This is a genomic window from Rhodanobacter sp. UC4437_H4 (genome assembly GCF_052978425.1).
In genome coordinates this window covers 1157696-1169559 of the sequence record NZ_CM129673.1, presented here as the reverse complement: position 1 = coordinate 1169559, position 11864 = coordinate 1157696, and the positions used below count along the sequence as shown (strand labels likewise).

Below are 11864 nucleotides of genomic sequence, written 5' to 3'. Positions count from 1 at the left end.
CTTGTTCCCGGCGGCGGGCTATTCGTCTTCCGGCGTACCCGACACCACGCGCAGCTCGGAAATGCCGCCCGGCGCGAGATCCCTGAGCAGGTCCATGAAATCCATGCCGACCAGCCGCTGTGCGCGCCGCAACAGCAGCGGTACCGGGCTTGAGGGTTCGCAGCGCGTGTAGTAGTCGCAGATCTCGTCGAGCCGGCGCATCACGTCCTGCGGCCCGGCGATCGGACCCGAGGCCCGCGCCGCGTTCGGTGCACCACCCTCCGCGCCACCTTCGCCAGCCCCTTCGCCTTGCACTTCGGCCGGCAGTCGACGCGCCAGCTGCGGGTCGAGGAATTTCTTCAGCTCGTAGATGTCGCTGAGCAGGTTCTTGAAGTCCGGACCCATCGTGCCGACGTGGTCGTTGAACAGGGCGTCGATGGCCTTGGCATGCTCCAGTGACTCGCTGATCGCGGCGGTGGTCTGGACCAGCTCCTCCTCCGCGCAATCCATGCAGCACGCTTCCATCTCGGTGATGCTCGGCTCGGGGCCGTCGCCGGGCGTGGTGACCTTCAGCGTGCCGTTGGCGATGCGCAGGTCGCGCAGGCTGAAACGGCCCATGCGCGGCGACTGCACGAACGGCGTGGTGCGGAAATAACCGAGCACACCCTGCAGGTCGTTCAGCGGCACCACCGCGTTGACGCGCATGGTCGGGTCGTTGTCGTCCTCCGCGTCCAGCTGCGGATGCACGGTGTCCCAGAATTGTTCCAGCAGGCCGCGGATCAGCCCCAGCCCGGCGCTCCAGCCGGGCATGCCGGAGCTGCGCATCCAGGCCGTGGTCAGGTGCACCGCCGGGCGCAAATCCTTGGAGCGTTGCAGGATCGCCTCGGACAGCTCGACGACTTTCTCCCAGTCCGGCTCCTCGGCAGCCTTGACCGCATCGCCCACGGCGCGCTCGGCCTTGGGCGCGGCGGCGCGCTCCAGGGCGAGAAACTCCGGGTCGTACTCGAGATCCGGTCCGGCCGGCGATTCGTCGGATACCGGGGCCAGCAACGGCTCCAGATTGTATCGCGCCATGGATCTCCCCCCGTGGTCGAATGGTCCCCCATTATCGCCCATCGGCGGCGCAAAACCAGTCGCAGGCGTGGTGGCCGGCGACGCCGGGATCAACGTGCAAAGCGGCGAATCCAGGCCACGTAATCATCGACGAAACCTTGCAGGAACTTGCGCGTGGAGTCGTTGGCGATGCTGCCGTCATCGGCGATCAAGTCCTCCTTGAAGTGGATGAATACCTCCGGCTGGGCCAGCGTGGGCACGTCCAGATAGGCCAGCACGTTGCGCAGGTGCTGCTGCGCCATCGCGGTGCCGGTCGAGCCGATCGAGGTGCCGATCACCGCCGCCGGTTTGCCGGCGAACGAGTTGGTGCCCCAGGGGCGCGAGGCGATGTCGATCGCGTTCTTCAGCACGCCCGGGATCGAGCGGTTGTACTCGGGCGTGACGAACAGCAGCCCGTCCGCCCCTTCGATATCCTTCTTCAGCCGCGTGGCGGTGGCCGGGTAGGCGGCGTCGAAATCCTGCGAGTACAGCGGCAGGTCGTTGATCTGGATGTGGCGGAACGCAAGGTCGCCCGGTGCCAGTTTCTCCACTGCGCGGGCCAGTCGACGGTTGAACGAATCTGCACGCAGGCTGCCTACCAGCACGGCAATCTTGATCTGGCTCATGTTCGGCTCCTCGTGGGGATGTGGAAGAATGGACGTCCGGCCAATGTACTGCGCCGTCGGGTTAAAAGCGCATGAACCCGACCGCACCCGCGCTGGCAGCCTGTACTCTTTGCCGTTCGCCGCAGCGGCCGCCTTTCATCGACCGAATCGAATCGCCATGCAATCCATCGAAACCCTGATCGACGACGCCTTCGAGCGTCGCCACGCACTCACCCCATCCGAGATCGAAAGCCATCTGCGGCCGGCCGTGGGGCAGGTGCTCGACCTGCTCGAATCCGGCGAGCGCCGCGTCGCCGAGCCGGACGGCCACGGCGGCTGGACGGTGAACCAGTGGCTCAAGAAGGCCGTGCTGCTGTACTTCCGCATCAACGACAACCGCGTGGTCGACGGCGGCCCGGCGCAGGCGTTCGACAAGGTGCCGCTGCGCTTCGCCCACGGCAATGACGCCGAACTGCAGCAGCTCGGTGCGCGCGTGGTGCCCGGCGCGCTGGTGCGCCGCGGCGCGCACATCGCGAAGGACGCGGTGCTGATGCCCAGCTACGTCAACATCGGCGCCTGCGTCGGCGCCGGCACCATGGTCGACACCTGGGCCACGGTGGGTTCCTGCGCGCAGATCGGCGCGGGCGTGCACCTGTCCGGCGGCGTCGGCATCGGCGGCGTGCTGGAGCCGTTGCAGGCCAACCCCACCATCATCGAGGACGGCTGCTTCATCGGCGCGCGCTCCGAGGTGGTCGAGGGCGTGGTGGTGGAGAAGGGCAGCGTGATCGGCATGGGGGTTTTCCTGGGCCAGTCCACCCGCATCTACAACCGCGCGACCGGCGAGGTGAGCTACGGCCGCGTACCGGCCGGCAGCGTGGTGGTGGCCGGCAGCCTGCCGGCGAAAGACGGCTCGCACAGCCTGTACGCCGCCATCATCGTCAAGCAGGTGGATGAAAAAACCCGCAGCAAGACCAGCATCAACGACCTCCTGCGAGCTGCCACATAGGAGCCCGCTCGCGGTCGATGCCCTGGCGGGCATCGGGATTCGGGATTCGCAGAAGCAAGAGCATCGCCCGCGAGCGGGCTCCTACAGGAAGGAAGATCGGGATGACGACTGTTTATGGATTGCCCACTTGCGACACCTGCCGCAAGGCGCGCAACTGGCTGGTCCGCTTCGAGGTGCCGCATGATTTCGTCGACTACCGCGCCAACCCGCTGCCGGCGTCGACGCTGAAGGACTGGGCGGCGCAGCTCGGCGGCTGGGAGAAGCTGGTCAACAAGTCCTCCACCACGTGGCGCAACCTGCTGCCGCAACGCAAGAACCCCGGCAGCGACCCGGAGTGGACACTGCTGCTGAAGGAATATCCCGCGCTGATCCGCCGTCCGGTGGTGGTGCGGGACGACGGCACGGTGAGCGTGGGCTTCACCGACAACGGCTTCAAGAAGCTGTTCGGGCGCTGACGTGTCGATGCGGCTTTCGAAGATCGGGTTGGTGGCGACGATCGCACTGTGGCTGGCGCTGGTCGCGTTCGGCAACCTCACCGACTACGGCAGCAACCTGGTCTTCGTGCAGCATGTGCTGGCGATGGATTCGATCTTCCCCGACGCCGCCATCCACTACCGCGCGATCCATGCACCGCTGCTGCAGCATGCCGCCTACGTTCTGATCATCGCCGCCGAAGCACTGGCCGCCGTCCTGTGCGGCGCCGGCGCCTGGCGCATGTGGCGCGCGCGCCGTGCGCCTGCGACGGCGTTCCGGTGCGCCGGTCAGCTCGCCGTGGCCGGCCTGGGCGTCGGCGTGCTGTTGTGGCTGGGCGGCTTCATGGCGATCGGCGGCGAATGGTTCGGCATGTGGATGTCCACGCAGTGGAACGGGCTGGGCAGCGCATTCCGCTTCGTCGTCGTGTTGCTGCTGGCGCTGGTCTGGCTCGGCCAGCGCGACGACGAGCTCGGTGATTGACGATGACCCACGGCCGCACCCGCCGCTTCCGCAACAACCTGCGCATCGAGCGCGACAACGCCGCGCTGTACGCGCGGCTGGCCGAGCTGGCCGACGACCCGCAACTTCAGCACGCCTACCGGCGCATCGCCGCGGGCGAGCGCGGCAATGCGCAATTCTGGGAGGCGCGCCTGCGCGAACTGGGCGAGGCCGTGCCGCGGCAGCGGATCGGCCTGCGCGTGCGCGCGCTCAGCTGGTTTGCGCGACGCTTTGGCACCGAGTTCGTGATGCCGACCGTGGTGCGGTTGGCGCACGCGGATCATGAGGCCACGCCGGTCGACCGCAGCGGCCACCGCGACCACTTTCCGTTGCCGCGTCCGGCCGGTCCGCACGGGTTGCGCCATCGCGCGCAGAGCGGCAACACCTTGCGCGCCGCCGTGCTCGGCGCCAACGACGGGCTGGTGTCCAACGTCAGCCTGGTGATGGGCATGGCCGGCGCCGCCACCGGCGATCGCGCCGTGCTGCTGGCCGGCCTGGCCGGCCTGGTCGCAGGCGCGTGCTCGATGGCCCTGGGCGAGTGGCTGTCGGTCAACAGCTCGCGCGAGTTCTACCAGGCGCAGATCACCGAGCGCGCCGAACGCCTGGCGGTGGCCCCGGAAGATGGCCGCGAACACATCGCCGGCATCTATCGCGACAAGGGGCTGGAACCGGCGGCGGCCGAGCACCTCGCCGAACACGTGACCGAAACGCCGCGCGCGGCGCTGGACATGCTGGTGCGCGAGGATCTCGGCGTCGACCCGGCCGAGCTGGGCGGCTCGGCCTACGGCGCGGCGATCTCCTCGTTCTGCCTGTTCGCCTGCGGCGCGCTGTTTCCGGTGGCGCCGTATTTCTTTCTGGGCGGACAAGCGGCATTGCTGGCCAGCGTGGCTTCCACTGCTGGCGGATTGGCGCTGATCGGCATCGGCACCTCGCTGTTCACCGGGCGCAGCATGCTGTTCTCGATCGCCCGGCAATTCGTCATCACCAGTGTCGCGGCCGCGATCACTTTTGGCGTGGGGCATTTGCTGGGCGTGGTGCTGAGCTAGCTTGGTATGCTGCGGCATCCCCCGGCACTGCGCAGGAACCCCATGTCCGACGTGCTCGAACTTGCCCGCGACCTCATCCGCCGTCGTTCGGTGACGCCGGAAGACGCCGGTTGCCTGCCCTTGATCGGCGAGCGCCTGGAACGCGTCGGCTTCCGCGTCGAGCACCTGCGCTACGGCGAGGTCGACAACCTGTGGGTCACCCATGGCGCCGCCGGTCCGACACTGGTCTTTCTCGGCCACACCGACGTGGTGCCCAGCGGTCCGGAAGCCGCCTGGCAAAGCCCGCCGTTCGAACCGACCATCCGCGATGGCCGTCTATACGGCCGTGGCGCCGCCGACATGAAAGGCTCGGTGGCAGCGATGGTGGTCGCACTGGAGCAGTTCGTGGCCGCGCATCCCGAGCATCGCGGCCGACTCGGCCTGCTGCTGACCAGCGACGAGGAGGGTCCGACCAATCTCGACGGGGTGCGCCGCGTGGTCGAGCATTTCCGCGGGCGCGGCGAGCGCATCGACTGGTGCGTGGTGGGCGAGCCATCCTCGAAGGAAACACTTGGCGACCTGATTCGCGTCGGACGTCGCGGCTCGCTGTCCGGCACGCTCGTCGTGCGGGGCGTGCAAGGCCACGTGGCGTATCCCGAGAAGGCGCTCAACCCGATCCACGCCTTCGCTCCCGCCCTGGCCGAACTCGCCGCCGAGCGCTGGGACGAGGGCAACGCGGATTTCCCGCCCACCTCGTTCCAGGTCTCCAACCTCAACGCCGGCACCGGCGCGAACAACGTGATCCCCGGTGAACTCGTCGCGCTGATCAATTTCCGCTACTGCACCGCCAGTCGCGCCGACGACCTGCGCGCGCGCACCGAGGCGATCCTGCATCGCCATGGACTCGACTTCGCACTCGACTGGAATCTCTCCGGCGAACCCTTCCTCACCCCGCCCGGCGGCGTGTTGCGCGAAACCGTGGTGGCAGTCTGCCGCGAGCTGTGCGGCATCGATCCCGAACAGAGCACCGGCGGCGGCACCTCGGACGGCCGCTTCATTGCCCCGATGGGTGCCGAAGTTGTCGAGCTCGGCCCGGTCAACGCCACCATCCACAAGGTGGACGAGTGCGTGGACGTGGCGGAGCTGGAGAAACTGCCGGCGGTGTATCGGGCGTTGTGCGAGCGGTTGCTGGCCGGGGCCTGACCTGACGATGACGCTTCAACAGGCGAGTCTCGACCGCCGTGGCGGTGCCTGCATCAGGCAAGTCAACGCATCCGGATCAGCGCCTCAATGTCGTGGTTGGCCATCCGCATCCCGCCGCACCGTCGGCGGCGTGGCCTCGTGCGGCTGGCCGCCCTTGAGCCCCTGGCGGAAATCGGCGATGGCGCTGCCGAGGTCGCGGCCGACGTTGCGCAGCTTGCCGGTGCCGAAGATCAGCACTGCCAGTACGAGCAGCACGATCCAGTGCGAGAAACTCTCCAGTCCGGGCATGTTGCGGATTCCTGTCATGGGTGGGGGCGTGGATGCGCCGGCGAAAGCGCGGCTTGCGGATGGCTCGACAGGCCGAGCGACGGCGTGGGCGCAGCGAGGCATTGCAGCGTGCCGTGAGCGCCGCTGGCCCGGGCGGGGCAGCGGTAGTCCAGCGTGGCCACCAGTGCGGGCGTGATCTCGGCGAAGTCGAGCACGGCGCCGCCATGCTCGCGTGCGAATGTTTCCGCGGCAGCGCGGCTGGCGAACGGCGCCAGGGTTGGCCCCATCGAGCCGGCCAGCGGCTGCCAGGCCACGTAGACTGCGGTGCGCGCGTCGATGAAGCTGGCGGCGGCGTGGTCGGGTTGCTGCCAGTCGATGCGCGCGCTGTCCTGCACGAACAGTTCCTGCAGCGCGGACTGGTTTTCCGGTTGCAGCACGTAGGCGAAAAAGTCGCGGGTGGAATCGAACACCAGCGGCTTGGCGCGGCCGCTGATCCAGGCCTCGGCGCGCGGGCCGGGCGAGCCGTCCAGGTACATGCCGCACACCGCGCAGGCATCGTCCGGGTGGGTGTCGACGGCGTGGCGTGCGGGTGCGGGATTGCCGCCGCAACCGGCCAGCACGGCCAGCGCCAGCACGAAGACAGCGCGGCGCAGGTTGGTCATCGGCGAGCAGGGCATGCGCGGAGTCCTTCAGATTTCCTTGCGCCGGAACGCGAGCATCGCCCAGGCGAACGGCGCCACCGCCCAGCCCAGCAGCAGCGCGTAGAGCAGGGCTGGCGGATAGACGTGGTGGGCGGTCATGCCGGTCAGCAGGTCGTTGCCGGCGCCGTCGCCCAGCGCGGTGAGGTTGACCAGCCGGAACACGTCGACCGGGTTGAACAGCAGCAGGTACGGATACACCGCGCGCTCGACCGGGTTGCCGCCGCTGACCACCAGCAGCGCCAGCAGCGCAAGGTCGAACAGCACCACGCTCACCAGCCAGCCGACCAGTGCCAGTCCGGCGGCGCGCGACTTGTCGGTGGTCTGTACGCTGATCAGGCAGGCCAGCCCGACGAAGCAGGCGCCGAGCAGGGATGCGCTGAGGATGAAACGGCCGATCTGCAGCCACGCCTGCATCGTCTGCTCCGGCGGCTGCATCCACTGCATGATCGCGACCGCGAACCCGAAGCCGGCCAGCGTGGCGGCGGCCAGCGCACTGCAGTGGCCGAGGAACTTGCCGGCCACCAGTTGCCCGCGCGAGAGCGGATAGCTGAGCATCAGCAGCAGGGTGCCGTCGTCGCGCTCGCCGACGATGCTGCCATAGGCAATCAGCAGGCCGATCAGCGGGATCACGAACGCGCCCAGCGTGGTCAGGCTGGCCAGCGTGGCGTCGAACGAGGTGAAGCCCACGCGTCCGGCTGCCGCACTGCCGAACCAGGCGATGCCCAGCGCCAGCAGCGCGAACAGGATGGTCAGCGCGATGGTCCAGCGGTTGCGGAAGTCGTCGCGGAATTCCTTGGCGGCGACGGTGAGGATCGGGTTCATGCGGCCACCTCCGCGGTGGATGGCGGGCCGGCGCCGAGCCAGTCGTAGAGTTGTGCCAGCGTCGGCTCGCGCACGTCGAGATCGACGATCGCCGGGTCGGCCAGCAGCTCACGCAGCATGCGCAACTTGCTGGCGCGCGGCACCTGCAGTTCCAGCCGGCCATCGGGGCGCGGCTGCGCCGACAGGCCGCCGGTTTCAAGGCGCGCGAGCAATTCGGGCATCGCCTGCTCGTGCGTGCGCAACAGCACCTGCGCCGGCAGCGCGGCCTGCTCGCCCAGCGCGTGCAGGCTGCCGGCGGCAAGCAACTTGCCCTGGCGCAGGATCAGTGCGCCGTCGATGTGCGGTTCCAGTTCGGCCAGCAGGTGCGAGGAGACCAGCACGCAGCGGCCATCCGCGCGCAGCTCGCCGACGATGCGGTACAGCTCGCGGGTGGCCTGCGGGTCGAGGCCGGTGGTCGGTTCGTCCAGCAGCACCAGATCGGGCGAACCCAGCAGCGCCTGCGCGAGGCCAAGGCGCTGGCGCATGCCCTTCGAATATGTGCCGATGCGCCGGTCGGCGGCGTGGGCCAGGCCGACGCGTTCGAGCAACGTGGCTACCTGTGCGCGTGGCGCCTGCTTCAGTCGTGCCAGATAGTCGAGCAGTTCGCGGCCGCTGAGGTTGCCGTAGAAGGTGGCGCTCTCGGGCAGGTAGCCGATGCGCCGGCGCAGCGCGTGTGCGCGCCACGGCGACTGGCCAAGCACCTCCAGCCGGCCGCCGCTGGGTGCTATCAGGCCAAGAATGAGTTTGATCAGCGTGGACTTGCCCGCGCCGTTGTGGCCGAGCAGGCCGATCACCTGGCCGCGCGGCACGACGGCGCTGATGCCGTCGAGTGCGGCGAGGTCGCCGTAACGCTTGGCCAGTGCGTGGCATTCGATCGGGTGGTTCATGGCGTGGCCGGGGAAGTTTTCATCAGCGGGTGGCTGTCCTGCACCGAGGGCGGCGTGAACACGGGGAACGCGCGCTGCACGTAGCGCATCAGCAGCACCGCGGGGCTGGACATCAGGTTGCGCGCGGAGGGGTATTTCCACAGCAGCACGTCGACGCCGTCGTTGGGGCGGAACGGGATGTCGCCGATGCCGTCGGCGTCCAGGTCCCAGCCGAGGTAGTCGCTCCAGAAATTGCCGCGGCCGCGCTCGGACCACTCCTGCGCCAGGTTCTGCACGTACTTCACCTGGATGCGGTTGTCCTGGAAATGGTTGCCCCACAACCGGTTGTTCTCCGAGCCGGCGGTGACGTGGATGCCGATCTGCGAGTCGGCGACGAGGTTGTCGTGGAGGGTGTTGAACTGCGACAGGTAGACGAACAACCCCTTGCCTTCGGTGCCGTCGATCAGCCCGCCCTGGGTGTCGCGCTGGCCGTTGATCCGTCGTATCAGGTTGCCGGCGATCTCGCTGTGCGAGATGTAGTTGAGCAGGAAGCCGTAGGATTCGTCGTCCTCGGCGGTGTTGCCGATCACCTTGAGGTGATCGGACGACATCAGCGCATACCCGGCCAGGTTGCTGCGGCTGACGTTGTCCCGCAGCAGGTTGTGCTGGGAGTACATGTAGTGGATGCCGTAGCGCACCTCGTGCACCACGTTGCGCGCGATGGTGTTGTGAGGGCTGACGTAGACGTAGATGCCGTCGCGCGAGTCGGCCACGTCGTTGTCCTCGATGGTGCAGCCGGTGTCGTTCCACAGGTGGATGCCGTCGCCGCGGTCGGCCACGCGCAGCGAGCGCATGCCGCGGATCACGTTGTGCGCGACGCGCACGTTGGCCGCGCCGTCGAGGTAGACGCCGAACAGGCTCTCCTCGATGCGGTTGCCCTCGAGCGTGACGTCGCGCGCCTGGCGCTCGACGAAGATGCCGGCGTTCATCGCGGTGAGATCGGTGCCGCTATGGCGGATGGTCAATCCACGCACGGCGACCTGCGCGGCGCCGATGCGCACCACGTCGCCTTCGCCGCCGCCGTCGAGAACGGCGCCGGGTTCGCCGACGAGGGTGACCGGCTTGTCCAGCCGCAGGTGCACCACGTGCACGCCGGTCGGCACGCTGATGGTGGTACCCGGCGGCGCCGCGGCCACGATCTGCTCCAGCGACTCGCGCGCATGCACCGGCGCCGCCGGCGGCCATGCCAGCATCAGGAACGCGAGGAAACGAAGTGCATGCATGGGAACGGCGATCCGCTCGTGCCGCCGCGCACTGCGCGGCGGCACGACGCGGCTCAGGCCTCGACCAGCATCCGCCCGCTCATCTCCATGTGCATCGCATGGCAGAAGAACGTGCAGTAGTACCAGAACACCCCCGCCTTGTCGGCGGTGAAGGTGGCCGAGGCGGTGGCGCCGGGGCTGATCTCCATGTTGATGCCGTAGTTGACGATGCAGAAGCCGTGGCTGACGTCCTCCACCGCGTCGATGTTGGTCACCACCACGGTCACCTCGTCGCCCTTCTTCACCTTGAAGCTGCCCATGCTGAAGATCGGCGCGGCCGAGGTCATGTACACGAACACCTTGCGGCCTTCGCGGATGACCTTGCTGTCGGACAGCACGTTGACGCCGTGCTTCTTCGCCATCGCCACCGTCTCGGCGAAGAACGGGTCGTCGCGGTCCCAGCTCTTCTTCACCTTGTCGATCAGCTGCCGGCGGTGCAGCAGGATCACGTCGTGCGGTTCGGCGTAGACCGGGCCGTCGGCGACCAGCTTCATGGTCTCGCCGGAGATGTCGATGAGCTGGTCGTTGTCCGGATGCAGCGGGCCGGTGGGCAGGAAGCGGTCCTTGGAGAACTTGTTCAGCGACACCAGCCACTTGCCGTCGGCGTCGCGCGTCTCGCCCATCGAGGTATGGCAGTGCCCGGGCTGGTAGGCTACGTCGATCTTCTGGCGCAGGTAGGCGACCTTCTTGCCGTCGTGGGCGGCGATCGCGTCGGCGATGTTCCACTTGGCGATCTGGCTGTCGATGAACAGCGTGGTGTAGGCGTTGCCGCGACCATCATAGGCGGTGTGCAACGGACCCAGGCCCAGTTCGGGCTCGGCCACCACCGTATCGCGCGGGTCCTTGAGCTTGCCGGCGAAGCAGTCGTCGATGCGGCTCCACTCCATCACGGTGACGGTGGGCGAGAGCTTGCCGTTGGCCACCACGTACTTGCCGTCGGGGCTGGCGTTGATGCCGTGCGGGTTCTTCGGGATCGGGATGTACAGGGTGAACGAGGAGCCGTGGCGGCCGTCGAGCACCGGCACCTTGGAGCTGCCGATGGTCTTGAAATCGCCCTTCTTCACCGCTGCCTCGATGCGCGCGATGTTGAACACCACCGCCCAGTCGCGCTCGGCCTGCATCGTGCCGGGCAGGTCCATGCCGCCCTCGCTGTTGTAGCAGGTGGAGATGGCGTACTTGCCAGCGTAGTCGGCCTCGGTGTTGTCCAGGTTGCCGTCCACCAGCACCTGCCAGACGACCTCCATGGTGTCGCCATCGAGCGCGCTGAACATGGTCTGGTACTTTTTCGGATCGTCCAGGTCGCGCCCGTCGTTCGGTGCCGGGACCATGAACTCGCCATTGGCGAATACGTAGCCGGTGCGCGGCGCGCGCTGCACGCGCAGGCCGTGGATCGCCTGCACGTTGGGCACATTGGTGATGCGGTCGCAACGCATCACGTCGCAGCGGATGCGCGCGACGCGGGTGTGCGCCTTGTCGTTGATGAAGATGTAGCGGCCGTCGTAGTGGCCGTCGGTCTGGCTCATGTGCGGGTGGTGGCAGTCGCCGCCGGGCGGGAAGTTCGGGCCGAGCACGCGCTTGCTCTCGTTGGTGACGCCCCAGCCGATGGTGAAGTCGGGGTTGAACACCGGGATGCGCATCAGCTCGCGCATCGAGGGCACGCCGACCAGACGCACCTCGCCGGACTGACCGCCGCTCCAGAAGCCGTAGTACTCGTCGAGCTGGCCGGGCGGCACATGGTCAGAGGCGGCTTCGTGCTCGCCGTGCTCGCGCTGGCGTTCGGCATCGTGTCCGGCGGCGGCACCTTCCGCGCCACCGTGGTCCCCCTTGCGACCGCAGCCCGCCAGTGCCAGTCCCGCCGCGCCGGCCAGGCCGGCCAGCGCGCTGGTCCTGATGAAGTTGCGACGCGCGGGGTCGGCGCCTTCCTCGATTGCTTCGGGTTTGATTTTCGATTCGTCGTGCATGGCT

General features: G+C 68.2%; 13 protein-coding genes. 5 read left to right on the top strand and 8 right to left on the bottom strand.

Translation table 11 applies throughout. The features are described from left to right. Window positions 1-18 precede the first annotated feature (18 nt). Window positions 19-1053 (bottom strand): type VI secretion system protein TssA, encoded by a 1035-nt coding sequence (tssA, locus tag ACVCL3_RS05600; protein ID WP_395117330.1) that lies wholly within the window; start codon window positions 1051-1053, stop codon window positions 19-21. An 89-nt stretch (window positions 1054-1142) separates the two neighbouring features. Next, window positions 1143-1697: an NADPH-dependent FMN reductase gene (locus ACVCL3_RS05595; RefSeq protein WP_447100678.1), complete on the bottom strand. Its 555-nt coding sequence runs from the start codon at window positions 1695-1697 to the stop codon at window positions 1143-1145. Window positions 1698-1725: 28 nt separating this feature from the next. Here ACVCL3_RS05595 and dapD point away from each other — a divergent pair, with 28 nt between their 5' ends. From dapD to dapE, 5 genes are all read left to right on the top strand, one after another. Beyond that, window positions 1726-2682, top strand: coding sequence for a 2,3,4,5-tetrahydropyridine-2,6-dicarboxylate N-succinyltransferase (gene dapD, locus ACVCL3_RS05590; RefSeq protein WP_447100677.1), 957 nt, complete (start codon window positions 1726-1728; stop codon window positions 2680-2682). Between the two features lie 101 nt (window positions 2683-2783). Next, window positions 2784-3137 (top strand): Spx/MgsR family RNA polymerase-binding regulatory protein, encoded by a 354-nt coding sequence (locus ACVCL3_RS05585; RefSeq protein WP_395117336.1) that lies wholly within the window; start codon window positions 2784-2786, stop codon window positions 3135-3137. 31 nt (window positions 3138-3168) lie between these two features. Then, window positions 3169-3636: a DUF2165 family protein gene (locus ACVCL3_RS05580; protein WP_447099545.1), complete on the top strand. Its 468-nt coding sequence runs from the start codon at window positions 3169-3171 to the stop codon at window positions 3634-3636. A gap of 2 nt (window positions 3637-3638) precedes the next feature. Beyond that, window positions 3639-4700 carry a VIT1/CCC1 transporter family protein gene (locus tag ACVCL3_RS05575; RefSeq protein WP_395117339.1) on the top strand — a complete coding sequence of 354 codons (1062 nt, stop codon included), beginning with the start codon at window positions 3639-3641 and terminating at the stop codon, window positions 4698-4700. A 42-nt stretch (window positions 4701-4742) separates the two neighbouring features. Further along, window positions 4743-5882, top strand: a complete 1140-nt coding sequence (dapE, locus tag ACVCL3_RS05570) for a succinyl-diaminopimelate desuccinylase (protein WP_447100676.1) — start codon at window positions 4743-4745, stop codon at window positions 5880-5882. A gap of 84 nt (window positions 5883-5966) precedes the next feature. On the opposite strand, the gene ACVCL3_RS05565 is transcribed toward dapE, so the two are convergent. The 6 genes from ACVCL3_RS05565 to nosZ are packed head-to-tail and all read right to left on the bottom strand — an operon-like array spanning window position 5967 to window position 11860. After that, entirely contained in the window at window positions 5967-6170 is a 204-nt protein-coding gene (locus tag ACVCL3_RS05565; RefSeq protein WP_447100675.1) for a Sec-independent protein translocase subunit TatA, read from the bottom strand. Window positions 6171-6184: 14 nt separating this feature from the next. After that, complete coding sequence (locus ACVCL3_RS05560) at window positions 6185-6826, bottom strand: nitrous oxide reductase accessory protein NosL (protein WP_447100674.1); 642 nt, start codon at window positions 6824-6826, stop codon at window positions 6185-6187. A 12-nt stretch (window positions 6827-6838) separates the two neighbouring features. Beyond that, window positions 6839-7672: an ABC transporter permease gene (locus ACVCL3_RS05555; protein WP_447099312.1), complete on the bottom strand. Its 834-nt coding sequence runs from the start codon at window positions 7670-7672 to the stop codon at window positions 6839-6841. Continuing rightward, window positions 7669-8598 (bottom strand): ABC transporter ATP-binding protein, encoded by a 930-nt coding sequence (locus ACVCL3_RS05550; protein ID WP_447100673.1) that lies wholly within the window; start codon window positions 8596-8598, stop codon window positions 7669-7671. The genes ACVCL3_RS05555 and ACVCL3_RS05550 overlap by 4 nt, the downstream gene beginning before the upstream one ends. Beyond that, window positions 8595-9860 (bottom strand): nitrous oxide reductase family maturation protein NosD, encoded by a 1266-nt coding sequence (locus ACVCL3_RS05545; protein ID WP_447100672.1) that lies wholly within the window; start codon window positions 9858-9860, stop codon window positions 8595-8597. Before ACVCL3_RS05545 ends, ACVCL3_RS05550 begins: the two co-directional genes overlap by 4 nt. Before the next feature lie 53 nt (window positions 9861-9913). After that, complete coding sequence (gene nosZ / locus ACVCL3_RS05540) at window positions 9914-11860, bottom strand: TAT-dependent nitrous-oxide reductase (protein ID WP_447100671.1); 1947 nt, start codon at window positions 11858-11860, stop codon at window positions 9914-9916. Between the last annotated feature and the right edge of the window lie 4 nt (window positions 11861-11864).